Source organism: Streptomyces antarcticus, assembly GCF_026627255.1.
Classification (GTDB): Bacteria; Actinomycetota; Actinomycetes; order Streptomycetales; family Streptomycetaceae; genus Streptomyces; species Streptomyces antarcticus.
This window is the reverse complement of record NZ_JAPNLM010000038.1, coordinates 19785-45889: the sequence shown is the minus strand read 5'-3', so window position 1 is coordinate 45889 and position 26105 is coordinate 19785. Positions and strand designations below refer to the sequence as shown.

26 protein-coding genes are annotated in these 26105 nt (G+C 73.5%); 5 read left to right on the top strand and 21 right to left on the bottom strand.

Going from position 1 to position 26105, the window contains the following annotated elements; all coding sequences use genetic code 11:
* Nucleotides 1-89 precede the first annotated feature (89 nt).
* Together OTB16_RS35105 and OTB16_RS35100 are read right to left on the bottom strand one after the other, a co-directional pair.
* Nucleotides 90-1070, bottom strand: a complete 981-nt coding sequence (locus OTB16_RS35105; RefSeq protein ID WP_267726442.1) for a helix-turn-helix transcriptional regulator — start codon at nt 1068-1070, stop codon at nt 90-92.
* A 67-nt stretch (nt 1071-1137) separates the two neighbouring features.
* Nucleotides 1138-2016, bottom strand: a complete 879-nt coding sequence (locus OTB16_RS35100) for a LysM peptidoglycan-binding domain-containing protein (protein ID WP_420717863.1) — start codon at nt 2014-2016, stop codon at nt 1138-1140.
* A gap of 296 nt (nt 2017-2312) precedes the next feature.
* On the opposite strand from OTB16_RS35100, the gene OTB16_RS35095 reads away from it, so the two are divergent.
* A complete protein-coding gene (locus OTB16_RS35095) occupies nt 2313-3116 on the top strand; it encodes a hypothetical protein (protein ID WP_383906624.1) in 804 nt (267 codons plus the stop codon).
* Between the two features lie 156 nt (nt 3117-3272).
* Nucleotides 3273-3686, top strand: a complete 414-nt coding sequence (locus OTB16_RS35090) for a hypothetical protein (RefSeq protein WP_267726440.1) — start codon at nt 3273-3275, stop codon at nt 3684-3686.
* A 31-nt stretch (nt 3687-3717) separates the two neighbouring features.
* Here OTB16_RS35090 and der read toward each other — a convergent pair whose 3' ends face one another.
* The 5 genes from der to OTB16_RS35065 all read right to left on the bottom strand — a co-directional run bounded on the left by der (nt 3718) and on the right by OTB16_RS35065 (nt 8490).
* Nucleotides 3718-5175, bottom strand: coding sequence for a ribosome biogenesis GTPase Der (gene der / locus OTB16_RS35085; RefSeq protein ID WP_267726438.1), 1458 nt, complete (start codon nt 5173-5175; stop codon nt 3718-3720).
* A gap of 75 nt (nt 5176-5250) precedes the next feature.
* A complete protein-coding gene (locus OTB16_RS35080; RefSeq protein WP_384130113.1) occupies nt 5251-5838 on the bottom strand; it encodes a lysophospholipid acyltransferase family protein in 588 nt (195 codons plus the stop codon).
* Between the two features lie 52 nt (nt 5839-5890).
* On the bottom strand, nt 5891-6625 hold the full coding sequence (gene cmk, locus OTB16_RS35075) for a (d)CMP kinase (RefSeq protein WP_267726435.1): 735 nt from the start codon (nt 6623-6625) through the stop codon (nt 5891-5893).
* Nucleotides 6626-6813: 188 nt separating this feature from the next.
* Nucleotides 6814-7902, bottom strand: coding sequence for a prephenate dehydrogenase (locus OTB16_RS35070; RefSeq protein ID WP_267726433.1), 1089 nt, complete (start codon nt 7900-7902; stop codon nt 6814-6816).
* Between the two features lie 126 nt (nt 7903-8028).
* Nucleotides 8029-8490 (bottom strand): YidB family protein, encoded by a 462-nt coding sequence (locus OTB16_RS35065; protein WP_267726430.1) that lies wholly within the window; start codon nt 8488-8490, stop codon nt 8029-8031.
* A gap of 149 nt (nt 8491-8639) precedes the next feature.
* Here OTB16_RS35065 and OTB16_RS35060 point away from each other — a divergent pair, with 149 nt between their 5' ends.
* The 3 genes from OTB16_RS35060 to OTB16_RS35050 all read left to right on the top strand — a co-directional run bounded on the left by OTB16_RS35060 (nt 8640) and on the right by OTB16_RS35050 (nt 10260).
* A complete protein-coding gene (locus OTB16_RS35060) occupies nt 8640-8978 on the top strand; it encodes a DUF952 domain-containing protein (RefSeq protein ID WP_267726428.1) in 339 nt (112 codons plus the stop codon).
* 82 nt (nt 8979-9060) lie between these two features.
* Nucleotides 9061-9519: a Rieske (2Fe-2S) protein gene (locus OTB16_RS35055; RefSeq protein ID WP_267726426.1), complete on the top strand. Its 459-nt coding sequence runs from the start codon at nt 9061-9063 to the stop codon at nt 9517-9519.
* A gap of 27 nt (nt 9520-9546) precedes the next feature.
* The gene (locus tag OTB16_RS35050; protein ID WP_267726424.1) at nt 9547-10260 is read left to right on the top strand and encodes a nucleotidyltransferase domain-containing protein; all 714 of its coding nucleotides are present in this window, start codon (nt 9547-9549) and stop codon (nt 10258-10260) included.
* 114 nt (nt 10261-10374) lie between these two features.
* Here the strand turns inward: OTB16_RS35050 and OTB16_RS35045 are convergent, their stop codons facing one another.
* The 14 genes from OTB16_RS35045 to OTB16_RS34980 form a co-directional block, all read right to left on the bottom strand.
* Complete coding sequence (locus tag OTB16_RS35045; RefSeq protein ID WP_420717864.1) at nt 10375-11145, bottom strand: nucleotidyltransferase domain-containing protein; 771 nt, start codon at nt 11143-11145, stop codon at nt 10375-10377.
* Between the two features lie 7 nt (nt 11146-11152).
* Nucleotides 11153-12172, bottom strand: a complete 1020-nt coding sequence (locus tag OTB16_RS35040) for an ADP-ribosylglycohydrolase family protein (protein ID WP_267726420.1) — start codon at nt 12170-12172, stop codon at nt 11153-11155.
* Nucleotides 12169-12912, bottom strand: coding sequence for an NUDIX hydrolase (locus tag OTB16_RS35035; RefSeq protein WP_267726418.1), 744 nt, complete (start codon nt 12910-12912; stop codon nt 12169-12171). The genes OTB16_RS35040 and OTB16_RS35035 overlap by 4 nt, the downstream gene beginning before the upstream one ends.
* On the bottom strand, nt 12909-13988 hold the full coding sequence (locus OTB16_RS35030; protein ID WP_267726416.1) for an AAA family ATPase: 1080 nt from the start codon (nt 13986-13988) through the stop codon (nt 12909-12911). Before OTB16_RS35030 ends, OTB16_RS35035 begins: the two co-directional genes overlap by 4 nt.
* A complete protein-coding gene (pnuC, locus tag OTB16_RS35025; protein WP_267726414.1) occupies nt 13985-14593 on the bottom strand; it encodes a nicotinamide riboside transporter PnuC in 609 nt (202 codons plus the stop codon). The genes OTB16_RS35030 and pnuC overlap by 4 nt, the downstream gene beginning before the upstream one ends.
* A 126-nt stretch (nt 14594-14719) precedes the next feature.
* A complete protein-coding gene (locus tag OTB16_RS35020) occupies nt 14720-16141 on the bottom strand; it encodes a pseudouridine synthase (RefSeq protein ID WP_267726412.1) in 1422 nt (473 codons plus the stop codon).
* Nucleotides 16142-16168: 27 nt separating this feature from the next.
* Nucleotides 16169-16813 (bottom strand): SMC-Scp complex subunit ScpB, encoded by a 645-nt coding sequence (gene scpB / locus OTB16_RS35015; RefSeq protein WP_267726410.1) that lies wholly within the window; start codon nt 16811-16813, stop codon nt 16169-16171.
* Nucleotides 16810-17937 carry a segregation and condensation protein A gene (locus tag OTB16_RS35010; protein WP_267726408.1) on the bottom strand — a complete coding sequence of 376 codons (1128 nt, stop codon included), beginning with the start codon at nt 17935-17937 and terminating at the stop codon, nt 16810-16812. Before OTB16_RS35010 ends, scpB begins: the two co-directional genes overlap by 4 nt.
* A 62-nt stretch (nt 17938-17999) precedes the next feature.
* Nucleotides 18000-18509 (bottom strand): hypothetical protein, encoded by a 510-nt coding sequence (locus tag OTB16_RS35005; protein ID WP_267726406.1) that lies wholly within the window; start codon nt 18507-18509, stop codon nt 18000-18002.
* Nucleotides 18494-19654 carry a ParA family protein gene (locus tag OTB16_RS35000; RefSeq protein ID WP_267726404.1) on the bottom strand — a complete coding sequence of 387 codons (1161 nt, stop codon included), beginning with the start codon at nt 19652-19654 and terminating at the stop codon, nt 18494-18496. The genes OTB16_RS35005 and OTB16_RS35000 overlap by 16 nt, the downstream gene beginning before the upstream one ends.
* 326 nt (nt 19655-19980) lie before the next feature.
* Entirely contained in the window at nt 19981-21096 is a 1116-nt protein-coding gene (gene ald / locus OTB16_RS34995; protein ID WP_267726402.1) for an alanine dehydrogenase, read from the bottom strand.
* Nucleotides 21097-21248: 152 nt separating this feature from the next.
* Complete coding sequence (locus tag OTB16_RS34990; protein WP_267726400.1) at nt 21249-23222, bottom strand: tetratricopeptide repeat protein; 1974 nt, start codon at nt 23220-23222, stop codon at nt 21249-21251.
* A 323-nt stretch (nt 23223-23545) separates the two neighbouring features.
* The gene (locus OTB16_RS34985; protein ID WP_267726463.1) at nt 23546-24178 is read right to left on the bottom strand and encodes an NUDIX domain-containing protein; all 633 of its coding nucleotides are present in this window, start codon (nt 24176-24178) and stop codon (nt 23546-23548) included.
* Nucleotides 24179-24261: 83 nt separating this feature from the next.
* A complete protein-coding gene (locus OTB16_RS34980) occupies nt 24262-25899 on the bottom strand; it encodes a CTP synthase (RefSeq protein WP_267726398.1) in 1638 nt (545 codons plus the stop codon).
* Between the last annotated feature and the right edge of the window lie 206 nt (nt 25900-26105).

The window sequence follows — 26105 nt, the reverse complement described above, 5'->3', positions numbered from 1 at the left end:
CGCACGGAATTCCTGCCGGAAGCAGGGTAATTCCCCCCGGAGATTCCGCGCCCTCTTGGACCAGACCAGGTGATCACCCCTCAGTTCCCTTACATTTTCTCCACGTGAGCGGAGTCGACGGCCCGCCCCAGGAGATCCCGCGCGGCCCTGATCCGGTCCGTCAGCTCCGGCGGCTCGACGACTTCGAACTCACAGCCGAGCAACATGACGTGAATCACCAGAACGGTCAGGTTCACCGCCCCGGTGCGCAGCAGGCAGCTCTCCGCGTCGACCGGTTCGAGGGTCCCGTCGCTCGGCCCGACGACCAGTGCCGCCTGTTCGGCCGGGACCTTCAGCCGGATGAGGGCCCGGGCCGCGTACACGCCCTGCGACACGCCCTGGGAGACGTACGCGGCGAGGTCCTCGGCCGGGGGCGGGCGCGGGGTGAACCGGGGCCCGTGCGGGGGCCTGGGCTCGATCCGGTCGGCCCGGAAGGTCCGCCAGGCCTCCCGGTCCAGGTCCCAGGCGACGAGGTACCAGCGGCGCTCGGTGCACACCAGCCGGTGCGGCTCGACGGTACGGCGGCTCACGTTGCCGCCGTGGTCCCGGTACCCGAAGCGCAGCCGTTCGGCGTCCCGGCAGACGGCGGCCAGCTCCGTCAGGACGGAGGGGTCGACGGTGGAGCCCTGGGGGTCGCGCAGCATGGAGACGGTGAACTCGTTGAGCGCCGAGACCCGGCGCCGCAGCCGCGACGGCAGCACCTGCTCCAGCTTCGCGAGCGCCCGTACGGATGCCTCCCCGATCCCCTCGACCCCGTTCCCGGCGGCGGTGCGCAGTCCGACGGCGACCGCCACGGCCTCCTCGTCGTCCAGCAGCAGCGGCGGCATCTCGGCCCCCGCCCCCAACTGGTAGCCACCGCCGGTCCCGGGACTTGCGTTGACCGGGTACCCCAGCTCCCGCAGCCGGTCGACGTCCCGCCGCACCGTGCGCGGGGTCACCCCGAGCCGGACGGCGAGATCGGCCCCGGTCCATTCCCGGTGGGCTTGCAGCAGGGACAGCAGGCGCAGCAGTCGTGCGGAGGCATCAAGCATGCGGAGCAGTCTGCCGGTCGCCCGTCCGGCGGCCCCACCCGAACCCCGCGTCGCGCGGACGCCGTGCTCAGCGCGAGCGCGAGCGCAAGCGCGACGGCGCGGGCGGGGAAAGGGGCGCGGACGAAGGCGAGGGCCCGGCGGCGGCCGGCGGCGCCACCGGCACGGCCTGCCCCGGCGCGGGAGCCGGCACGGCCGGGCCGGGCACTGGAGCCGGAGCGGCCGAAACCGCCGACGACCGGCCCGACGGGCCGCCCGGGGCCGGGACCGGGGCCTTGGCCGGGGCCGGGGCCGGGACCGGGGCCGGGACCGGGGCCGGGACCGGGACCGGCGGGGCGGCGGCGGCCGGGGGCAGGGCCAGCAGCGTGCCCACGGCGAGCCGTTCCGGCCGCTCCCCGATCACCCCCCGGTTCGCCTCGTACAGCGCGCGCCAGCCGCCCGCCACCCGACGCCTCGCCGCGATCGACACCAGCGTGTCCCCGCCACGCACCACGTGCATCCGCCCCGCCAGCCCGTACCGCTTCGCGCACACGGGCCACGCGTCCCACCCCTGCGCGCCGAGCACGTCCTCCGCGATCCGGACCTGCTGCTCGCGGGTCGCCAGGTCGGCCCGGGCCGCGAAGACCAGGCCCCCGTACTCCTCCCACGTCGGCTGCCAGAACTGCAGCCCGCCGTAGAAGCCATTGCCGGTGTTGACCGCCCAGCGGCCGCCGCTCTCGCAGTCGGCGACGCAGTCCCAGGGCCACTGCCCGCCCGGCCCGCAGTCCCCCGGCCCGTGACCGACGCCCCCCGGCGAGCCGGGGTGCGCCGCGCCGGCCGGGCCGGGCGCGGGCGGCGGCGGGGCCCCGGCCAAGGCCGGGGCGACCGAGGCGGTGGCGTCCCACGGGAGTACGAGCACCAGCGCGGCCACAGCCGCGGGAGCGGCCCGCCGGATCCGGAGGTTGGGCATCGGGTCACGCTACGCAGGAGCGCCCGGACGCCCCGCGCGCCACACCGCGCGCCCCTGCGCCCCACCCGGTCGGCCGACGCGCCCCACGCCCCGAAACGAACAGCATCGCCCACCAACTGCGCACAACCGGGAAAGAGTTGCCACGGATACGAAGCGCCCGGCGGCTGGTTCACCCCTCCGGGGGCCGGGTTCGAATCCGTTCCCTCCAATGGCGTGACCCCGGCCGCCGCTCGGCCGTTGAGCCCGGCGAGCCGGGAACTCCCCGGCCCGCCGCACCTATGCCGAGGAGCCACCCCGTGCCGCCCATGCTCGACGTCAGTGATGAGGTACGTGCCGAGATCGGTGACGAAGAAGCCGACAGGCTGCTCGTCGGCGACGATGCGCCGCGCAGTTACGACTGCACCTCCTGCCGCACCCCGGGAGACCCGCAGAGCGACCCCACCAGCACGGTGCTGTTCGTCGGCGAGGAGACGGCCGTCCTGGCCTTCGCGCACGCCACCTGCATCCCCTCTCAGGTCGTCACCGTCTCCGAGGAGCAGCTCCAGGGCGCGGTCGCCAGCATCACCGGTGACAGCCCGGCCCCCGCCCCCGCGGGCGTCCCGCAGAACGCCCCGGGCGGACAGGCCGTCCTCGGCATCACCAGCGGCCTGGTCCTGATCGGCGGCGAGCTACACCCGGCCCTGGTCGTCGAGCCCACCGCGCCGATCGCCCGCCCCGGCAGCGACGGCCCCGGCGACGACTTCCTCCCGCTCCTCATCGAGCAGGGCTTCATCCCGGTCACGGACACCTCCGAGCTCCCCGCCGGACTCGCCGGCTGGTCGGTCCTGCTCGCCGCGGGCCAGCTGCACGCCGTGCTGCAGCCGGGCCTCGACGGCGGCCGTCCGGTCTCCTGGTGGCAGGCGCACCAGGCCCTGTCGGTCACCGACGGCTGGCGGGCCGCCGTCAACAAGACGCAGCGCGTGCTCATCTACGCGGCCCCGGTCGGCTCCATCGGGCAGCAGCCCCGCGAGGACCTGCTGCGCGACGCGCTGGACAAGGCCGCCGCCGCGGGCAAGCTGGTGGCCGCCTCGATGCCCCTGGCCGGTACCCCGGGCGCCTGACGCCCTCCCTGCCGCCGGAACGGCCACCGGACTCCCGCCGAGGGGGCCGGGCGGCGTGCGCCGGGGGTGCGCGGTCCGTCCCGCGCACCCCCGGCGATCTGCGTTTTCGCGCCCCTCACCCCGCATCCGCAGGGCGCCGGTTTCGTTGGCTGATACGTGCATTCATACGACTCCTCCCGCGCCCCGTCCTATCCGAGCACCGTCTCCCCGATGCGCCCCGTATGGGACCGGGACAGCGCTCCGGCCGCCTCGCACACCCCGATCTACGACGCGCTGTACTCCGAGTACCTGCGCTCCTTCCGGGCCCTTCCGGGCGACCGCACGGGCGAGGAGGACCTCGGCTTCACGGCGTTCTCGTACGGCGGCGGGTACACGGGCGGCAGCTCGTACGGCGGCTGGAGCGGGTCCGCCTGGCAGCAGACGGACGGCTGGCAGCCCCCGTCCGTCCCCCAGCCGCAGCCCGCGTACTCGTACGCCGGCGGCCCCGCCTACACGAACGGGCGGCAGCACCAGACCGGAATGACGCACATCCCGGCGGCCCTGCCGCCCGCTCCGCGCCGGGGCTACTGACCCCGGCGGCACTCAGCGCTCCGCGGCGCTGTTACTTCTTCTTGTGCTGGGCGCCGCGCTTCTCGCGCACCCGCACCGAGATGTGGATCGGGGTGCCCTCGAAGCCGAACTCCTCGCGCAGACGGCGCTCGACGAAGCGCCGGTAGCCGTGCTCCAGGAAGCCGGAGGCGAAGAGGACGAACCGCGGGGGCTTGCTGCCCGCCTGCGTACCGAACAGGATGCGGGGCTGCTTGCCGCCGCGGACCGGGTGCGGGTGGGCGGCGACGATCTCGCCGAGGAAGGCGTTCAGGCGGCCCGTCGGGACGCGCGTCTCCCAGCCCGCGAGGGCGGTCTCGATCGCCGGGACCAGCTTCTCCATGTGGCGGCCGGTGAGCGCCGAGACGTTCACCCGGGGCGCCCAGGCGACCTGCTGCATCTCGGTCTCGATCTCGCGCTCGAGGTAGTAGCGGCGCTCCTCGTCGAGGTCGTCCCACTTGTTGTAGGCGATGACGATCGCGCGGCCCGCCTCGACGGCCATGGTGATGATGCGCTGGTCCTGGACGCTGATGTTCTCGGTCGAGTCGATCAGGATGACCGCGACCTCCGCCTTCTCCACGGCGGCGGCCGTGCGCAGGGAGGCGTAGTAGTCGGCGCCCTGCTGGAGGTGCACCTTCTTGCGGATGCCCGCCGTGTCGATGAACTTCCAGGTGACGCCGCCGAGCTGGATCAGCTCGTCGACCGGGTCGCGGGTGGTGCCGGCCATCTCGTTGACGACGACACGGTCCTCCTTCGCGACCTTGTTGAGCAGCGAGGACTTGCCGACGTTCGGGCGGCCGATCAGCGCGATGCGGCGCGGGCCGCCGACCGGGGTGCCGAAGGTCTGCGCGGGCGCGTCCGGGAGCGCCTCCAGGACGGCGTCGAGCATGTCGCCCGTACCGCGGCCGTGCAGCGAGGAGACCGGGTGCGGCAGGCCGAGGCCCAGCGACCACAGGGAGGCCGCGTCGGACTCGCCGCTCTGGCCGTCGACCTTGTTGGCGCACAGCACGACGGGCTTGCCGGCCTTGCGCAGCAGCCGGACGACGGCCTCGTCGGTGTCGGTGGCGCCGACCTTGGCGTCGACGACGAAGACGACGGCGTCGCAGGCCTCGATGGCGTACTCGGCCTGGGCGGCGACGGAGGCGTCGATGCCGAGGACGTCCTGCTCCCAGCCGCCGGTGTCGACGACCTTGAAGCGGCGGCCGGCCCATTCGGCCTCGTACGTGACGCGGTCACGGGTGACGCCGGGCTTGTCCTCCACGACCGCCTCGCGGCGGCCGATGATCCGGTTCACCAGGGTCGACTTGCCGACATTGGGCCGGCCCACGACGGCGAGGACGGGGAGGGGGCCGGAAGCGGCCTCCTCGAGCGCGCCTTCGACGTCCTCGATGTCGAAGCCCTCTTCCGCGGCGAGCTCCATGAACTCCGCGTACTCGGCGTCGCCAAGTGCTCCTTGGTCTTGCTGGTCGTTCATGAAGTCCGTTCCTCGTCGTTCGTGGTGATCGGTGGCCCCCGCGCAGCGCGGTTCCACTACTGGGTCAAGTCTCGCTCAGCGCCCGGTGAGGCGCTTGGCATCCGCCAGGTGGGCGGTCAGCCGGTCCTGGATGCGTACGGTGGCCTCGTCCAGCGCGCCACGGGTCCGGCGGCCACTGCCGTCCCCCGCGTCGAAGGCCGAGCCGAAGACGACGTCGACCCGGCTCTTCAAGGCCGGGAGCCCCTTGACGAGGCGTCCCGGGGTGTCGCCGCTGCCGAGGACGGCCACCGGCACGACGGGGGCGCCGCTGCGGACCGCGAAGTACGCGAGTCCCGCGCGCAGCGAGGCGAAGTCGCCCTCGCCCCGGGAGCCCTCGGGGAAGATCCCCAGTGCTCCGCCCTGGTCCAGCACGCCGAGGGCGCGCCCTATCGCGGTGCGGTCGGCTCCGCCGCGGTCGACCCTGACCTGCCCGATCCCGTTGAGGAAGGGGCCGAGGGGGCCGACGTAGGCCTCCTTCTTGATCAGGAAGTGCAGCGGCCGCGGCGCGGTGCCCATCACCATCGGGCCGTCGATGTTGTGGGAGTGGTTCACGGCGAGGATGACGGGGCCCGAGACGGGCACCTTCCAGGCCCCCAGGACGCGCGGCTTCCACAGCCCGTACATGAGCCCGATGCCGATGCGCCTGCCGACCGCCGCACCCTTGGGGGAGGGCGCTTCACTCACTTGCGGACCGCCCGTTCCCGGCGTTGGCGGCGGTGTACCGGTGCTGCCGCTCCGCCACCAGCGTGACGACGCATTCGATGACCTGGTCGAGCGTGAGGTCGGTGGTGTCCACCTCGACGGCGTCGTCGGCCTTGGCCAGCGGAGAGGTCTTGCGGCCGGAGTCGGCGGCGTCGCGCTTGATCAGCGCCTCCTTGGTGGCCGCGAGGTCCGCGGCCTCCTTGCCGCGGAGCTCGCCGCTGCGGCGCGCGGCGCGCGCCTCGGCGGAGGCGGTCAGGAAGATCTTGAGGTCGGCGTCGGGCAGGACGGTGGTGCCGATGTCCCGGCCTTCGACGACGATCCCCGTCGCCGCCGCGGCGGCGATGGAGCGCTGGAGCGCGGTGATCAGGGTGCGCACCTCGGGGACGGCGCTGACGGCGCTGACCTTGGAGGTGACCTCCTTGGTGCGGATGGGGCCGGCGGCGTCCAGGCCGTCCACGGTGATCGTGGGGGCGTGCGGGTCGGTGCCCGAGAGTATGGCGGGCTTGCCCGCGGCGACCGCGATGGCCTGCGGGTCGTCGGTGTCGACGCCGTTGGTGATCATCCACCAGGTGATGGCCCGGTACTGGGCGCCGGTGTCCAGGTAGCGCAGCCCGAGCTTGGCGGCCACGGCCTTGGAGGTGCTGGACTTGCCCGTGCCGGAGGGACCGTCGATGGCGACGATCACGGCGGACGGAGCTACGGTTTCCACGGTGCGGGCACCTTCCTGGTTGCTGGTGCTGTCCGGGCGCGCCAAAAGCGCCCCTCCCCAGGTTACCGGGCCCCGGCACCCCCCGTCCCCGCCCGGCGGATCCGGACCCTCCGGGCGGCCCTTCAGGGCGGCCGCGGGCCGGTGGTACGGGCCGGTGGACCGTACCCGGGCGGCCGCGGCCCGGCCGCCTACTGCTGGCGCAGGGCCCAGCCGCGGTCCCGCAGCTCGGCCGTCAGCCCGGCCACCGCCCGCGGCTCCACCATCAGCTGGACGAGCCCGGCCTGCTGGCCCGTCGCGTGCTCGATCCGTACGTCCTCGATGTTGACCCCCGCCCGCCCGGCGTCGGCGAAGATGCGGGCCAGCTCGCCCGGCTGGTCGCTGATCAGGACGGCCACGGTCTCGTACACCGTCGGCGCCGCGCCGTGCTTGCCCGGCACCCGTACCCGGCCGGCGTTCCCGCGCCGCAGCACGTCCTCGATGCCCGCGGCTCCGCCGCGCCGCTTCTCCTCGTCGGCCGACTGCAGGCCCCGCAGGGCCTCCACGGTCTCCGCGAGGTCGGCGGCGATCCCGGAGAGGACGTCGGCGACCGGTCCCGGGTTCGCGGAGAGGATCTCCAGCCACATCCGCGGATCGGAGGCCGCGATCCGCGTCACGTCCCGGATCCCCTGCCCGCAGAGCCGGACGGCCGTCTCGTCGGCGTCCTCCAGGCGGGCCGCGACCATGCTCGACACCAGCTGCGGGGTGTGCGAGACCAGGGCCACCGCCCGGTCGTGCGCGTCCGCGTCCATCACCACCGGCACGGCCCGGCACAGCGCCACCAGTTCCAGCGCCAGGTTGAGCACCTCGTGGTCGGTGTCCCGGGTCGGGGTGAGCACCCACGGGCGCCCCTCGAAGAGGTCGGCCGTCGCGGCGAGGGGCCCGGAGCGCTCCTTGCCGGCCATCGGGTGGGTGCCGATGTACGCGGTCACGTCCACGCCCAGCCCGGCCAGCTCCCGGCGCGGCCCGCCCTTGACGCTTGCCACGTCCACGTACGCCCGCGCGACCCCGCGTCCGATCACGTCCGCCAGGGTCGTGGCGACGTGGGCCGGCGGCACCGCGACGACGGCGAGGTCCACCTGGCCGTCGAGGGCCTCGTCGGTGCCGGCGCCGAGCGCGGCCGCGGTACGGGCCTGGGCCGGATCGTGGTCGACGAGGTGGACGGTGATCCCGCGGGCGGTCAGGGCGAGCGCCGCCGAGGTGCCGATCAGTCCGGTTCCGATGACGACGGCGGTTCTCACGGGGCGCTCCAGGGTTGCGTACGGCACGGCGGGGGCACTGCCCGGCCAGGGTAGCCACCGCCCGCCGAGCGAGGGCCCGGCGCCCGTCCCTCGGGACGGCGGCCGGGCCCTCGCGGCCGGCGCCGGTCAGAGCTTCTGCTGCCGGATGATGTCCTCCAGCGAGCCCGAGGGCACCTGTCCGTCCGGGGTCAGCTTGTCGACGGCCTGGGGCAGCGACTTGGCGATCTCGTCGGCGGCCTTCTCCGGGGTGACGCCCGCCTGCTCGGCGACCTTCTGGAGGGTCTCGTCGGGCAGCGCCTCGGCGATCTGGGCGCCGCTGACCGCCTTGTTCTCGCCGGTGCCGACCCAGGACTGGGCCTGGTCGGCCAGTCCCGACTTGGTCAGCATGTCCATCAGGCCGCCCAGCGGGTTGTTCCCGCCGCCCGCCTGGGCGCCCGCCGCGCCGCCCGCGCCGCCGCCGCCGAGGGCGCCGAGGGCGCCGAGCAGCGATCCGAGGATGTTGCCGCCACCTCTGCCACCGCCCTGGCCGCCGCCGCTGCCGCCGCCGAGGAGGCCGCCGAGAAGAGAGCCGAGGTCGTTACCCGCCATGGTGGTGCCTTTCGAAGAGGGACCGGGTCGCGCGGACAGCGGCGTACCCGGCTTCGAGACACCGACAATGTCACCCGGCGAGGACGGCGCCGCCACTTGGCGCACGCCCCCGCGACGGCTCCGGCCACCGCTCCGGTAGAACGGTGGACATGATCTTCCACATCGTCCCGCTCGCCGACTGGGCGGCCGCGCCCGGCCTTGCGTACGCCCCGCCCTCGCTCGCCTCCGAGGGTTTCGTGCACTGTTCGGCGGACCGCCCGACCGTGCTGGCGATCGCCGACGCGCACTACCGCGGGGTGCGGGGGACTCTGCTCGCGGTGGAGCTCGACGAAGCGGCCCTGACGGCGGACGTCCGGGAGGGTGATTCCGAGGGCCGCTACCCGCACGTCCACGGCCCGTTGAACCGGGAGGCCGTGATCCGCGTGTGGGAAGTCATACGCACTCCCGGCAGTCCTGCCTCACTGGCCCCATGGCAGCCGGGTACCTGAATCGGCGCGGCGGACTCCGCCCCGGAGCCCGCCACAGGCCAGGATGCTGCACGCCATCCGGCCACAGAGCGAGGAGACAGTCATGAGCGACCCCACGCGTACCGCCCGGCGCACCGTGTTGGCGGCAGGCGCGGCCACCCTGGCAGGAGGCGCGCTCGCCGCCTGCGGCGGCGACTCCGAGCCGAAGCCCGTCAGCGAGCCCGGCAGCGCCGCCGCGCCGTCCGCGGCGGCCTCCGCACCCGCCGGGGCCGTCAAGGCGCTCGCCAAGGCGACGGAGGTTCCCGTCGGCGGCGGCAAGGTGCTCAAGGACGAGAAGCTGGTGATCACCCAGCCCACGGCCGGCGAGTACCGCTGCTTCTCGGCGGTCTGCACCCACTCGGGCTGCCTGGTGAACAAGGTGGCGGACGGCACCATCGACTGCCCCTGCCACGACAGCAAGTTCAAGGACACGGACGGCGCGGTGACGAAGGGCCCCGCCACCCACTCGCTGACCGAGAAGAAGATCACCGTGGCGGCGGACGGCAACATCTCGCTCGCCTGAGCGCAGGCCCCCGCCTAGGCTCCCCGGATGGACGATCTGACGCTGGTGCGGGACCACACGGTCTACCGCTGTGTGATGGGCTCCCGGGCGTTCGGACTGGCGACCGAGGCGAGCGACACCGACCTGCGCGGTGTCTACCTCGCCCCGACGCCGCTGTTCTGGCGCTTCGACAAGCCCCCCACGCACGTGGAGGGCCCCCGGGACGAGGAGTTCTCCTGGGAGCTGGAGCGCTTCTGCGAGCTCGCACTGCGCGCCAACCCGAACATCCTGGAGTGCCTGCACTCCCCCCTGGTGGAAGAGGTCACCCCGGTCGGAGAGGAACTCCTCTCCCTCCGGGGCGCCTTCCTCTCCCGCCGGGCCCACACCAGCTTCAGCCGGTACGCCGAATCCCAGCGCGGCAAGCTCCTCGCGGACGTCCGCGTCCACGGCGCCCCGCGCTGGAAGCACGCCATGCACCTGCTGCGCCTGCTCCTGTCCTGCCGGGACCTGCTGCGCACGGGACGCCTGACCATCGACGCGGGGCCGCGGCGGGACCGCCTCCTGGCGGTCCGCCGCGGGGAGCTCACCTGGGACGAGGTCGACGCCTGGATGGCCCGCCTCACCGAGGAGACCGCGTCCGCCCTGGCCGGCACGCCGCTGCCCGGGGAACCGGACGAGGCCCGCGTCGCGGACTTCCTGCTCCGCACCCGCCGCGCCTCGGCCGCCCGGTACGGCACCGACGGGCCCGCACCGCCCCGCTGAACCCGACGCCGCCCTGTCTCACCCCTGCGCCCCCTCACCCCTGCGCCCCCTCACCCCTGCGCCCCCTCACCCCTGCGCCCCCTCACCCCTGCGCCCCCTCACCTCTGCGCCCCGTCACCCCTCCGGCGCGGCCACCCGTCGGCGTACGACGAACTCGTCCAGCGCGTCGTACGCCGTCGGCTGCTCCGGCAGGGCGCAAGCACCCCGGGCCGCGTCCAGCACCGCGTGGAGCGCCTCGAAGTCCCGGCGCAGCGTCTCCGGGGCCGGGCCTCCACAGCTCCCGTAGTCCCCGTGCTCGGCGGCCGCCTTGGCGTCGATCAGCGCGACCGGGTAGCCGGGGGCCTCCGGCACCTCGTCGAGCAGGGTCGGCAGGTGCGCCTGGACCTCGCCCGAGCGCATCAGGTGGATGCCGGTGAGCAGGGCCCGGAAGGAGTAGAGCAGCGGTTTGAGTTCGGCCGTCTTCTCGAACAGCCGCCACTGGGTGTTGGCGAAACCCCGGTAGTGGTGGGCGTGGTGGGAGGTGAGCACCCCGGGGGCCAGGGACACCAGCTCCTCGTGCGCCGGGGTCGTGTGCACCACCAGCGGGGACAGCAGCTGCTCCAGGACGTAGCCGTTGCGGTTCAGCATCAGGCGGACGAACTTGCGCAGGTCGTGCGTGACGAGGTCCATCTCCACGCCGTCGTCGTCCCACATGCGGGTGCGGGTCTCCTCCGGCTCCCGCAGGCCGAGCAGGGCGCGGGGCGGCAGGACGTGGACGCCGCGCAGGTCGACGTCGGAGTCCCGGGAGGGGAATCCGTACAGGTGGGCGCCCGACACGGTGGCGAAGAGCAGCGGATCGGGCTGCTCGGCCACGACGGGGGCCAGGTCGAGGCCGGTCGTGTCCATCACCGGGTCACGCGTCCCAGAGGGTGCCGAAGGCCAGGAGCTCGTCGCGGTACTCGATGCGGCCCTCCCACTCGCTCGGCCAGGCGTCCGCGCCGAGGTGGGCGCCCGCGAAGGCGCCGGCCAGGCAGGCGATGGAGTCGGAGTCGCCGGCCGTGCAAGCCGCACGGCGCAGGGCCGTGAGCGGCTCGTCCGGGAAGAGCAGGAAGCACTGCAGGGCCGTGGCGAAGGCCTCCTCGGCGATCCAGCCGTCGCCCGTCGTCAGGCAGGGGTCGGTCTCCGGGGAGGGGGTGCGCAGGGCGGCCGCCACGCGGTCCAGGACGCCCAGGCACTCGTCCCAGCCCCGGGCGATGAAGGACTCCGCGGAGGTGTCCGAGGAGGTCCGCGTCCAGAGGTCGCCGAGCCAGCGCTCGTGGTAGCGGGTGCGGTTCTCCAGGGCGTACGAGCGCAGTTGCCCGACCAGCCCGGTCACCTCGATGCCCCGGGCCAGCAGGTACACCGTCCGCGCGGTCAGGTCGGAGGCGGCCAGCGCCGTCGGGTGGCCGTGGGTCAGGGCCGACTGGAGCTGGGCCGCGCCGGCCCGCTCCTCCTCGGTCCAGCCGGGCACCAGCCCGACCGGGGCCACGCGCATGTTCGCGCCGCAGCCTTTGGAGCCGAGCTGGCTGGCCTCGCGCCAGTCCCGGTCGGGGTGGTCGAGCAGCCGGCAGGCCGTCAGGCAGGTCCGGCCGGGGGCGCGGTTGTTCTCCGGGGAGTGGTACCAGTCGACGAACTCCTCGCGGACCGGCCGCGCCAGGCGCAGCGGGCCGACGCGGCCGCGTTCGGCGGCGGTCCGTATGCCGCGGGCCAGGGCGAGGGTCATCTGGGTGTCGTCGGTGACGATCGCCGGGCGGGGCAGCTTCATCTCGCGCCACGGGCCGGTCTTCGCGAGGATCGACGGGACGTCGTTGAACTCGGTGGGGAAGCCCAGGGCGTCGCCCAGCGCGAGGCCGATGAGGGCGCCCGTCGCCGCTCGTTTCGTGGTCGTCGTCATCGGGGGTGTCCTTCCGAGGGGCGGAGCAGGGGCGGGTGCAGGGTGGTCGCCGGTCCGGGCCGGTAGAGCGCGGCGGGCTTGCCGCGGCCGCCGGTGAGCCGGGCGGCGCCGGGTACGGCCTCCACGAAGCCGGGGGTGGCCAGGACCTTGCGGCGGAAGTTCGGGCGGTCGACGGTGGCGTCCCAGACGGTCTCGTAGACGGCCTGGAGCTCGCCGAGGGTGAACTCGGGCGGGCAGAAGGCGGTGGCCAGGCAGGTGTACTCCAGTTTCGCGCCGACCCGCTCCCGCGCGTCCGCCAGGATCACGGCGTGGTCGAAGGCCAGTCCGGCGGCCTCCCCCACCGGCACCCAGCGGGCGTGGGCCGCGTCTCCGCCGCCTCCGGCCGCCGGCTCCGGCAGGTCCGGGACCAGTCCCGTGAAGGCGACCGAGACCACCCGCATCCGGGGGTCGCGGTCCGGTTCGCTGTAGGTGCGCAGCTGTTCGAGGTGCAGGGCCGCGACCACCGCCTCCGGCAGGCCGGTCTCCTCGGCCAGCTCCCGGCGGGCGGCCGTCTCGGCGGACTCGCGCGGCAGGACGAAGCCGCCGGGCAGCGCCCAGGAGCCCTCGTACGGCTCCTGCCCGCGCCGGATCAGCAGCACGTGCATCCGGCCTCCCCGGACGGTGAAGACCGCGAGGTCCACGGTCACCGCGAACGGCTCGAAGGCGTACGGGTCGTAGCCCTGCGGCGCTCCCCCGCTCATCGTGCCTCCGGCAGCGGGTCGGCGAAGTGCCGGCCCTCGGCGAGGAGTCCGTCCACGGCGGCCACGGCCGTCGCGAGCCGCTCCCGCGGGTCGCCGCGTACGACGAGGAACCGCCTCCCGGTGGCTTCGAGCTCCTCCCGGAACCGGCCGGTCATCCACGGTCTCAGGTGCGGCCCGTCGCGCAGTCCGTCGTCCTCGAAGGGCACGTCGGCGTGGTCGGTCAGCAGGTAGAGGTCCCGGCGGGTCAGCGCGGCGGTCTCCTCGACCTCCTCGTTGCGGCCGCCGAGGTAGCGCTCGTGCCAGATCCCGGTGGCGAAGGAGTCGGTGTCGCAGATCAGGACCGGGGAGCCCAGCCGGGCGGCCCGCTCCTCCTCCGCGTCCTGGCGCCGGGCGATCACCGCGAACTCCTCCGAGGCGAAGGAGACGTCCGTCCAGGAGGCGTCCGGGTCGGCGGCGCGGGCGGCCGCGAGCTTCTCCTCGCTGTACCGGCGGCCGTACTCGGCGACCCAGCCGGTGCCCGCCCAGACCCCGCCGCGCCGCCGGTAGTGCGCGGCCAGGGCCCTGGACAGCGTCGTCGTCCCGGTGGACTCGGCGCCGAGCACGACGACCCTGCGGACGAGCGAGGCCCGTACGGCCGGCCCGAGGAAGTCCCAGCAGGCCGCGGGGTCCGCCCGTACGGCCGTCCCCGACACCGGGAACAGCGTCCGGCCGGGGTCCACGCAGACCTCCTCGGCGCCGAACCGGCGGGCGAGTTCGGCCCCGTATCCCTCCGAGGTGAACACGGCGTCCACGGGACCGGGCACCGCGCCGCGGAAGACGGCCATGTGGGCCTCCCAGACCGCCGGGTCGTTCAGGTCGACGGGGATGTCGTCCACCGCGCCGACCACCTCCGCCCCGGGGTGCGCCTCGCGCATCCAGGCGACCCGGTCGGCCAGCGGCACCGACTCCACGGAGGCGGCGCAGACCAGTACGGTCAGCCGCTCGCAGCGGTCCTGGGCGGTGCGCACCAGGTGGTGGTGGCCGGCGTGCGGCGGGTAGAACTTGCCGAGCACCAGCCCGTGCCCGAAGCGCCTCACGCCTTCGCCCCCAGGGCCGTACGGGCGGCCGGCGCGGGCAGCGACCGGCGCCAGCCGGCCAGGCCGGCCACGCACAGGGCGAGGAAGCCGACGTACAGGAGGGCGGTCAGGTACAGCTCCTTGTACGCGTACAGGGGGATGTAGATCAGGTCGGCGGCGATCCACAGCCACCAGGACTCGACGAGCTTGCGGCACTGGCCGTAGGTGGCGGCGAGGGAGAGTCCGGTCGTGGCCGCGTCCCAGAAGGGGACGGTCGAGTCGGTGGCCCGTGAGAGCAGCAGGGTCAGGCCGAGCACCCCCACCGCCCCCGCCGCGGCCAGCCAGACCCATTCGGCGCGCGTGGTGCGGCGCACCGGCAGGGCCCCCTCGGTTCCCGGTCCACCCCCGTGGGTCCAGGACCACCAGCCGTACGCGGCGAGGGCGATGAAGACGATCTGCAGCCCGGCGTCGGCGTACAGGCCGGCCTGGGTGAAGAGCGCGATGAAGAAGATGTTGTTGGCGATGCCGATCGGCCAGTTGGCGACGTGCTGCCGGGCGACCAGCCAGACGCACAGGGCGCCGGTGGCGAAGCCGAGCACCTCGGTCCAGCTCAAGGTCCAGTTCATTCCGGGCCCCCTCCCTTTAATAGTCAACTTGACTATAAAGGACGGACGGGCCCCGGACAAGGGAAAAGCCCGCGGCGCCGTGGGGCGCTGCGGGCTTCTCCGTGAGCCGGTGGGAGCGGGCGGTCCTTACAGACCGACCTCGCGCATCAGCATGCCGACCTCGGTGTTGGTCAGGCGGCGCAGCCAGCCGGACTTCTGGTCGCCCAGTTCGATCGGGCCGAAGGAGGTGCGCACGAGCTTCTCGACCGGGAAGCCGGCCTCCGCCATCATGCGGCGCACGATGTGCTTGCGGCCCTCGTGGAGGGTGACCTCGACCAGGTAGTTCTTGCCGACCTGGTCGACGACGCGGAAGTGGTCGGCGCGGGCGTACCCGTCCTCCAGCTCGATGCCGTCCTTCAGGCGCTTGCCGATCTCGCGCGGCAGCGGGCCGGTGATGGCGGCGACGTACGTCTTCTTCACGCCGTACTTCGGGTGCGTGAGGCGGTGGGCCAGCTCACCGTGGTTGGTGAGCAGGATGATGCCCTCGGTCTCGGTGTCGAGGCGGCCGACGTGGAACAGGCGCGTCTCACGGTTGGTCACGTAGTCACCGAGGCACTGGCGGCCGTCCGGGTCCTCCATGGTGGAGACGACGCCGGCCGGCTTGTTCAGCGCGAAGAACAGGTACGACTGGGTGGCGACGGTCAGGCCGTCCACCTTGATCTCGTCCTTCGGCAGGACGCGCTTGCCCTGCTCCAGCACGATCTCGCCGTTGACCTCGACGCGGGCCTGCTCGATCAGTTCCTCGCAGGCGCGGCGCGAGCCCATGCCGGCACGGGCGAGCACCTTCTGCAGGCGCTCACCCTCCTCCTCGGCGCCCGGGAAGGTCTTCGGGGTCTTGATGACCGGCTTGTCGGCGTACCGGTCGCGCACGCGCTCCTCGATCCGCGCGTCCAGCTCGCGCGGACGGGACTGGCCGCTGCGGCTGCCCGGGCCGCGGCGCGGGCCGCCGGCCCCGCCGATGCCGGGGGTCTTGGAGGTCTTGGGGCCGCCCTTGGCGCCACCGCGCGCCGCGGCGCCACGGGCACCGGAGCCGCCGCGGGGGCCGTCGGCCGCGCCGCGGGCGCCGCCGCCGCCGGCCTTCGCCCCGCCGCGGCCGTTGCGCTCGCCCTCGGGGCCCACGTCGTAGCGGCGCTCCTCGGGGCGCGGGTTGCGGGGACGCTGGGGGGCCTGGTCGCGGTCGCGGTCCTGCGAGCCGCCCGCGCCGCGGTAGCCGCCGCCGGAGGAGCCGGAGGAGCCGGAGGAGCCACCCCGGTAGCCGCCGCCGGAGCCGGAGCCGCCGCCGCTGGAGCCCCCGCGGTAGCCACCGCTGGAGCCGCTGGAGCCGCTGGAGCCCCCGCGGTAGCCGCCGCCGGAGCCGCTGCCCCCGCCCGAGCCGCCGCCGCGGTAGCCGCCGCCGGAGCCGCTGCCCCCGCCGGAGCCGCTGCCGGAGCCGCGGGCGCTACCACGCCCGCCGCCGCCGCTGCCGCTGTTCCTGTTGCCGCCACCGTTGCCGTTGCCGCTGCTTCGCATCAAAGTTCCGTCGTCTTGTCGTCGTCTTCACATTTCTGGGGCGTACGGTGCCTCCAGATCGAACGACGGCACACCTTCCTGCGTCTCGGCTTCGATCGCGTCCGCCTCGGGGAGGAAGGGCGCGAGTTCCGGGAGCTCGTCCAGGCCGCGTAGGCCCATCCGCTCCAAAAAGTGGTTCGTCGTCCTGTACAGGATCGCACCTGTTTCGGGTTCCGTCCCCGCCTCGGCCACCAGACCCCGCTGGAGGAGGGTCCGCATGACCCCGTCGCAGTTGACTCCGCGGACCGCGGAGACCCTCGACCGGCTCACCGGCTGCCGGTACGCGACGACCGCCAGGGTCTCCAGGGCCGCCTGGGTGAGCCGGACCTGCTGGCCGTCCAGTACGAAGGCCTCCACGGCCGGCGCGTAGTCCGCGCGGGTGTAGAAGCGCCACCCTCCGGCGACGAGCCGGAGCTCGAAGCCCCTGCGGGCGGCCGTGTACTCCTCGGCGAGCTCGCGCAGGGCGCGCGCGACCTCCCCCGGGGCGCGCTCCAGCACCTTGGCGAGGTGCGCCTCGGTGGCCGGCTCGTCCACCACCATCAGGACGGCCTCCAGGGCGGGCTTCAGCTCCAGTGCCGCCACCGCGCCCGTACCGCCCGCCGGGGCCTGCGGGCCCGCGTCGCTGCTGCTCAATCCTTCGCCTCCACGATCCGGTCGAACTCGTCGGTCACCGTCGGCATGCCGTCGCCGTCCCCGCCGGTCCAGCGCACGGTCAGGGTGTCCAGGGCCTCCTCCTGGTCCAGGACCACGGCCTTCTCCCGGTAGAGCTCCAGGAGGGCCAGGAACCGCGCGACGACGGTCAGGGTGTCCCCGGCGTCCTCGGTGAGCTCCTGGAAGGTGGCCTCGCCGCGGGCCTTCAGGATCCGCACCACGAGCCCGGCCTGTTCGCGCACGCTGACCAGCGGCGCGTGGATGTGGTCCACGTACACCTGGGGCTCCGCCCTCGGCTGCATGGCGCGGGCGGCGATGCGGGCGAAGCCCTCCGCGCCGATGCCGATGACCACCTCGGGCAGCAGTTCGGCGTGGTGCGGCTCCAGGCCCACGGTGCGCGGGTAACGCCTGCCCTCGGCTTCCGCCCGCGCCTCGAAGATCTCCGCGATCCGCTTGTACGCCCGGTACTGGAGCAGGCGCGCGAAGAGCAGGTCGCGGGCCTCCAGCAGGGCGAGGTCACCCTCGTCCTCCACCTCGGCGGCCGGCAGCAGCCGGGCGGTCTTCAGATCGAGGAGGGTGGCGGCGACCACGAGGAACTCGGTGGTCTGGTCGAGGTCCCAGTCGGGGCCCATGGCCCGGATGTGGGCCATGAACTCGTCGGTGACCCGGGACAGCGCGACCTCGGTGACGTCCAGCTTGTGCCGGGAGATCAGCTGGAGCAGCAGGTCGAAGGGGCCCTCGAAGTTGGCCAGCCGCAGGGTGAACCTGCCGTCGCCCGCCGCCCCGGACCCGCCGCCGGATCCCGTACGGCCCTCAGGAGGCGCTGGGGCGGCGTCTGCGGCCTCCGCGGCCGCCGGGGCTCCCGGCCCGCCCGGGGCCGGTTCGCGGGCCGCAGCGGGCGCCTCGGGGGCTTCCGGAGCCCGGTCGGCCTCATCCGGCAGGTCGGCGGGCGGCTCGGCGGGCGGGCCGGTGGGCGGCTCGTCCGGCGGCTCGGCGGCGGGCTCCCGTACGGCTTCGGCCGCGAGATCCCCCGCGGGCGGCCCGGCTCCGGGACCGCGCCCCAGGGGGCGGCGGGTCGGCTGGCCGGGTTCGGCGGGGAGGTGCATCGCGGTCCAGGCTGGTGCGGAGGGGGGGCGGGGTGCGGGTGGGGCGCGCCCGGAGGACCGGGTCAGCGCCCGCGCAGCCGCCGTACGAGGATGCTCGCGTCCCCGCGGGACTCGAGATCCGCGAGGACGACCGCCACCGCCTCACGGACGATACGGCCACGGTCGACCGCGAGCCCGTGCTCGCCGCGCAGCACCAGCCGCGCGTGTTCCAGGTCCATGAGCTCTTCGGCGGAGACGTAGACCGTGATCTTCTCGTCGTGCCGCTCGCGCCCGCTGGGGCGCCGGTTGGCGCCCCGTCCCTGCCCCTTGCCGCGGCCGCCCGGCTGGGCGGGTCCGTTCGAGGAGCTGGCAGAACCTTCCTGCGGCCGCCTGGGTGCACCCACCACGGGGTCGGTTCCGGCCGCCGCCTCCCGGCTGCGCCCCTCCCCCGCCGTGCCCTCCGCCGAAGCCGCCGCGTGCTCCGTTCCGGGCGCCTCCTCGGCCCCCCGCCGCGGCGAGGACGACTGGAGGGCCATCCCCCCGGTCGTACGGAACAGTTCGTCGGCTCCGGGCAGACTCACTCGGCGTGACACCGGGCGAGCACCTCCCTGGCGAGCTGGCGGTAGGCGGCGGCGCCGACGGAGTTGGAGGCGTACGTCGTGATCGGCTCACCGGCGACCGTGGTCTCCGGGAAGCGCACCGTGCGGCCGATGACCGTGTGGTAGACGTGGTCGTCGAAGGCTTCGACGACGCGCGCCAGCACCTCGCGGCTGTGCACCGTGCGGGAGTCGTACATCGTGGCGAGGATGCCGTCGAGCTCCAGCTCGGGGTTGAGCCGCTCCTGCACCTTCTCAATGGTCTCGGTCAGCAGCGCCACGCCGCGCAGCGCGAAGAACTCGCACTCCAGCGGGACGATGACCTTGTGAGCCGCCGTCAGGGCGTTCACGGTCAGCAGGCCGAGCGAGGGCTGACAGTCGATCACCATGTAGTCGTAGTCGGCCATCAGGGGCTTCAGGGCCCGCTGGAGGGTCGACTCGCGCGCGACCTCGCTGACGAGCTGTACTTCCGCGGCGGACAGGTCGATGTTGCTCGGCAGCAGGTCCATGTTGGGGACCGCCGTCTTCAGCAGCACCTCGTCGGCCGACATGCCCCGCTCCATGAGCAGGTTGTAGACCGTCAGGTCGAGTTCCATCGGGTTCACGCCGAGGCCCACGGACAGCGCGCCCTGCGGGTCGAAGTCGACGAGCAGCACGCGGCGCCCGTACTCGGCGAGCGCGGCACCCAGGTTGATGGTCGACGTGGTCTTGCCCACGCCGCCCTTCTGGTTGCACATCGCGATGATCTTCGCCGGACCGTGGTCGGTCAGCGGACCTGGGATCGGGAAGTACGGGAGCGGGCGTCCGGTCGGGCCGATCCGCTCACGGCGCTGGCGGGCAGCGTCGGGGGCGAGGGTGGCCGCGTACTCGGGGTCCGGTTCGTACTCCGCGTCGGGGTCGTAGAAGTGCCCCTCGGGCACGTTTTCGTAGTCGGCGAAACCCACGGGCTTGTCGCCGCTCGGGTCGCCGGCCCTGGAGTTCACGTCTAGGCCGTCCATGCTGTTTCGGGGCGTCTGCATGTGCTGGTGGTTTGCGAAGGTGCGGACTGCGACGGAGCCGACAGCCTCGAGCCCGGCGGGGCCTTGGCCCCGCTCCGGCGTCCCTGCGCGACCACCCCCAGGAGCAAATGTCGACTCATTCACAAGTCGTCTTACCTCCTCGGACGTGACCAGGACACTTATCGATAGGTCAGCGTTGCACCATGCCGACGGTTGGCGACTCTATGGCGTGTCACCGCCCAGCGGCAACACAATCCGTCGGACCCGGCACGATGTGTCGGCAACCGAACACCTCTCTGTCAAGGGCGTCCGAGCTGTCGCCGCGAAGTTTCGCGGGTGTGCGAAAGGGTTAAAGGGTTACGTTCGAGGCGAGTTGAGCGAGGTCGCGAGACCTGCCGCGAACGCCTCCGGCCGGACCTCGCGAGCAAGGTCCGGCCGGATACGTGAGATTGACGTCAGTCGTTGACGACTCAGCCGAGCAGGGTGCTCAGCTCGAGGGTCGGGAGGCCGTGCGCGTCGGCGACCGGACCGTAAACGACCTGGCCGTCATGGGTGTTGAGGCCCAGACCGAGCGCCGGGTCGCGACGGAGCGCCTCGACCCAGCCGAGGTTCGCGAGCTGCACGATGTAGGGCAGCGTGGCGTTCGTCAGCGCGTAGGTGGAGGTGTTCGGAACCGCGCCCGGCATGTTGGCGACGCAGTAGAAGACCGAGTTGTGGACCTGGAAGGTCGGCTCGGCGTGGGTGGTCGGACGGGAGTCCTCGAAGCAGCCGCCCTGGTCGATCGCGATGTCGACAAGGACACTTCCGGGCTTCATCCGGGAGACCAGCTCGTTGGTGACCAGCTTCGGGGCCTTCGCACCCGGGATCAGCACCGCGCCGATGACGAGGTCGGCCGCGAGGACGGCCTTCTCGAGCTCGTAGGCGTTGGAGACGATCGTCTGGATCTTCGTGCCGAAGATCTTGTCGGCCTCGCGGAGCTTGTTGATGTCGCGGTCCAGCAGGGTCACGTGGAAGCCCATGCCGATGGCGATCTGCGCCGCGTTCCAGCCGGAGACGCCGCCGCCGATGACCACGGCCTCGCCGGCCGAGGTGCCGGGGACGCCGCCCGGGAGGACGCCGCGGCCGCCGGCCGAGCGCATCAGGTGGTACGCGCCGACCTGGGGGGCCAGGCGGCCCGCGACCTCGGACATCGGGGCGAGCAGCGGGAGCGCGCGGTTGGCGAGCTCGACCGTCTCGTACGCGATGGCGGTGGTGCCGGACTCCAGCAGGGCGTCCGTGCACTCGCGGGAGGCCGCCAGGTGCAGGTACGTGAAGAGGGTCTGGTCCTTGCGGAGGCGGTGGTACTCCTCGGCGATGGGCTCCTTGACCTTCAGCAGCAGGTCGGCGGTGGCCCAGACCTCGTCGGCGGTGCCGAGGATCTCGGCACCGGCCGCGACGTACTCGGCGTCCGTGATCGAGGAACCCACACCGGCGTTCTGCTCGACGAAGACCTGGTGGCCGCCCCGGACCAGCTCATGCACGCCGGCGGGCGTGATGGCGACCCGGAACTCGTTGTTCTTGACCTCGCGGGGGATGCCGACCTTCATCGTCGATCACGGTCCTTGGCTCAGGGGATTTTTCGGGTCACTTCCATACATACCCGCCCACAAGAACGCGCAACGGGATGCACCACAGGATGACGTGGTGGAGCCAGTCTAATGAAGGATGAGTCGCTGTCTAGCCTTGCAAACGAATAATCTTAGTCGGAAGCACTACGGATTTCGCAGGCTGCGGGGTCATCTCCCAGCAATCTGTCGGCTGCGGACCGGTGCAGCCTGGCGGCGGCGGGGTCGCCGAGGCGGTCCAGCGTGTCGGCCAGCCGGACCTGGAGTGCGGCCTGAAGTCGCTGGTCCTCGGCCTTGCGCGCCAGCTCCACCGCTTCCCGGCAGGTGTGCAGCGACTCCTCGGGCCGCCCCGCGTATTCCTGGACCCGCGCCATCTCGCTCAACGCCTTGGCCTGGCCCGGGACATCGGCCAGCTTCCGGTAGCCCGCCGCGGCGGCCCGCCAGCTGCGCAGCGCGTCCCCGTAGCGGCCCGCGTAGGTGTGGACGTTTCCGAGCCGCCCGTAGAGCCGGGCCTCGTCCGCGCGCTCCCCCCGGGCGAGGGCCTGGGACAGCGCCCGGCCGAACCAGTCGGCGGCCCGGTGCCAGTCCGTGAGCTCCTGGTACGCGCCGCCTACGGATTCCATCGCGCGGCCGGTCGCGTACGGGTCGTTCGCCGCCTTCCCGGCGGCCAGCGCGGCCCGGTAGCGCTCCAGGGCCTCCTGGGTCCGGCCGGTCTCGGCGTCCAGATCGGCCAGGTTCAGCAGGGCGGCGGCCTGCTCGCGGTGCAGTTCGCGGCGCTCGGCGACGTCCAGGACCAGCCGGTGCAGCCCGTACAGCTCGGGGGCGGCCTCGGCGGTGCCGCGGTGGTCGACCAGGGCACGTACGAGCCCGGAGACCAGCCGGCGGGCCAGGGTGTCCAGCCCGCCGTCGGCCACGGCCACCGTGGCGGCCGCCGACAGGGCGGGCAGCCGGGTGTCCAGCCAGGTCGCGGCGGCCCGGCGGTCGGGGAACCGCAGGGCGCGCGGCAGCCCGTCCAGCTTCTCCGGGCCGCCGACGGGCCCGTCCTCGTCCGTATCGGCCATGGCCCGGCAGGAGTGCAGCAGCCGTACGGTGCGCTCCAGCATCCGGGCCCTGGCCAGCTGGACCTCGGCGGGGCGCTCCTTGGCCTCCAGCAGGGCCTGGAGCAGCGGGGCGAGGCAGCCGGGCACCAGGAACAGCCCGTCGCGGGAGGAGTGCAGGAGGCCCAGCCCGGCGAAGTCGTCCAGGGTGGACTGGGCGGCGGCCACCGAGCACCCGGCGAGGGCGGAGGCGGTGTGCGAGTCGACCACGCCGGCGGGGGCGAGCGGCAGCAGCCGCAGCGTCCGCTGGGCGGGCTGCGGCAGGGACTCGTAGACGAGCCGGAAGCCGCGGGCGAGCGGGCCGCCGGTGCTGGGCGGCATGTCGTGCAGCTGCTTGGACACGTCGACGACGGAGGCCTTGGGGTGGGCGGCGAGCCAGCCGCCGATGAGGCGGAGCGCGGCCGGCTGTCCCCCGCACTCCTCGGCGAGGGCCTCGGCCGCGCGGGGGTCGACGGTGACCCGGATGTCGCCGATGTGCTGGGCGAGCATGGTCACGGCGGAGGGGGTGTCGAGTCCGCCGAGGGTGCAGGGCCGCACGTCGGGGATGCCCGTGAGCGGGCCCTCGGCGGTGACCACGACCAGGCACTCCGGGGTGTCCGGCAGCAGGGCGTCGACCTGGTTCGGGTCGGCCGCGTCGTCGACCAGGACAATCGCCCGGCGCCCGGCGAGCGCGGTCCGCAGGGCGGAGCTGAGGTCGTCCTCGCCCGCCCCGGCCGGGGCGGCGTGCCCCAGCCCCTCCAGGAGGTCCCTGACGGCGCGCTCGGTGGGTACGGTCTCCCCTCCGGGCGCGGTCAGCCGGGTCCGGAGCACGCCGTCGGGGTACTGCTCGGCGATCTCGCGCACGAAGGCCTCGGCGAGGGCCGTGCGCCCGGAGCCGGGCCGCCCGGCGACGAGCAGCACCCGCGCCCGGGGGGCCTTGGCCTTCCGGCCCGAGAGGGTGTCGAGCCCGGTCCGTGCGATGTCCTCGCGCAGCTCCTTGAGCTCACGCCGCCGCCCGACGAAATCCGTCACGGATCCGCTCCTCTCGCTGCCTTCGGATTGCGAGCGTAGTTCACGCAGAGCGACGACAAGGGTGGAGCGCGGCGGACAAATCCCCCAATCGGATCAGCGGATGGTCACACCACTGGGCCGTACCGCCCACCCGCGGCCCACTCCGGCCGGCCCTGGGGCTCCGGCCGGCCGGAGCCCCGGCACCCCGCGGGGCCCCGTGCGGCGCCGCCCCGTGCGGCGCCGCACGGGGCGAACGGCCCGTACGGCGGCCTGTGCCCCGTACGGGAGCCGCACCCTCACGGGCGCCGCACGCCGTGTGGGAGCCGCACCCCGTACGGCGCGTCCTACGCCTCGTACGGGCGGGCCGGCCACGGGGCGAGGGCCGGGCGCAGCGCGTCCAGGCCCTCGCCCGCCAGGGCGGCGGTCACGGCCAGCACGCCCGTCACCAGCCCCGGGTTCGCGAGCCGCCCGGCCAGCACGCCGGCCACCAGGTCCGCGAGCGGGACCCGCGCGACCTCCATGTCGGCCTCCTCGTCGGAGACCTCGAACCGCTCTCCCTCGGCCTCCGCGAGGTTCCGCGCCAGGAAGATCCGTACCGCCTCGTCCGAGCCGCCCGGCGAGGAGAAGAAGTCGGCCAGCACGTGCCACTGCTCGGCCTTGACGTGGGCCTCCTCGTACAGCTCGCGCCGCGCCGCGTGCAGCGGGTTCTCCCCCGCCACGTCCAGCAGCCCCGCCGGCAGCTCCCACAGCCGGTGCCGCACCGGGTGGCGGAACTGCTTCAGGACCAGCACCCGGTGGTCCTCGTCGAGGGCGAGGACGCACACCGAGCCGGGGTGTGCCTGGTAGTCGCGGCGGACCACCATCCGGTCCGGCATCCGCACCTGGTCGGAGCGGACCGCCGTCTTGGCTCCCTGGAACGGGGTGCGCGAGGCGACGACCTCCCACGACTCCGGTGTGTCCTCGATCTCGTTGCCCATGGCCATGGCCGTACCTTCCGGAGAAACGCGACAGCCGGGGCACGAACCCGTGCCCCGGCTGTCTACGTTATGCGGTCAGGCCGTCACTTCGCGGACTGCTGCCGCTCCACGGCCGCCTTGACCAGACCCGCGAAGAGCGGGTGGGGGCGCGTGGGGCGGGAGCGGAGCTCCGGGTGGGCCTGGGTTGCCACCAGGTAGGGGTGGACCTCGCGCGGGTACTCGACGTACTCGACGAGCTTGTTGTCCGGGGAGGTGCCGGAGAAGACGAGGCCGGCCTTCTTCTCGAGTTCGCCGCGGTAGGCGTTGTTGACCTCGTAGCGGTGGCGGTGGCGCTCGTCCACGTACGCCTCGTCGCCGTAGGCCTCGCGCACGACGGAGCCCTCGGCCAGCTTCGCCGTGTACATGCCCAGACGCATGGTGCCGCCCAGGTCGCCCGCACCCTCGACGAAGGCCAGCTGCTCCTCCATGGTGGAGATGACCGGGTGCGGGGTGGAGGCGTCGAACTCGGTGGAGTTCGCGTCCTCGATGCCGGCCAGGTTGCGCGCGGCCTCGATGACCACGCACTGGAGGCCGAGGCACAGGCCGAGCAGCGGGATCCGGTTCTCGCGGGCGTAGGTGATCGCCCCGACCTTGCCGTTCACACCGCGGTCGCCGAAACCGCCGGGCACGCAGACCGCGTCCACGTCGCCGAGCTGGGCGGCGGCGCCCGCCGGGGTCTTGCAGTCGTCGGAGGCGACCCACTTGATCTGCACCCGGGCCTTGTTGGCGAACCCGCCCGCGCGCAGCGCCTCGGTCACCGACAGATAGGCGTCGGGCAGGTCGATGTACTTGCCGACCAGCGCGACCTTGACCTCGTGGTCGGGGTTGTGGACCCGGTCCAGCAGGTCTTCCCAGACGGTCCAGTTGACGTCCCGGAAGGGCAGGTCGAGCTTGCGGACGACGTAGGCGTCCAGACCCTCGGTGTGCAGGACCTTGGGAATGTCGTAGATCGACTTGGCGTCGATCGCGGCGACGACGGCGGCCTCGTCGACGTCGCACATCAGGGAGATCTTGCGCTTGATGGAGGTGGGAACCTCGCGGTCGGCGCGCAGCACGATGGCGTCGGGCTGGATGCCGATGTTGCGCAGGGCCGCGACCGAGTGCTGGGTCGGCTTGGTCTTCAGCTCACCGGAGGGGCCGATGTAGGGCAGCAGGGAGATGTGCACGACGAAGACGTTGTCGCGGCCGACCTCGTGACGGACCTGGCGGACGGTCTCCAGGAACGGCAGCGACTCGATGTCGCCCACGGTGCCGCCGACCTCGGTGATGACGACGTCGACGTCCGCGGTCGCCATGCGGCGGATGCGGTGCTTGATCTCGTTGGTGATGTGCGGGATGACCTGCACGGTGTCGCCGAGGTACTCGCCGCGCCGCTCCTTGGCGATGACCGTCGAGTAGACCTGGCCGGTGGTGACGTTGGCCGAGCCGTCGAGGTCGACGTCGAGGAAGCGCTCGTAGTGGCCGATGTCCAGGTCGGTCTCGGCGCCGTCGTTGGTGACGAACACCTCGCCGTGCTGGAACGGGTTCATCGTGCCGGGGTCGACGTTCAGGTAGGGGTCGAGCTTCTGCATCGTGACCCGCAGGCCGCGCGCCTTCAGCAGCGCACCCAGGCTGGAGGCCGTCAGGCCCTTGCCGAGGGAGGAAGCGACACCCCCGGTGACGAAGATGTGCTTGGTCGTCATGGCTGTGCTGTTTCGAAAAGCAGCGGGCGGCGTCGCCAAGAGGGGGCTCCCGTGGTCGCGAGGTGAGGGTGCGTCCGGCGCCGGCCTCCGTCGATCCGGAAGGGTCTCAGGGGGCGCCGAAGCTGCGGTTTCGGGGTTCCTGATTCGCACAGGCAGACCACCGGTCCACGGGATACCAGCCTATCAGCGCCCGGGCCGGTCCGCCT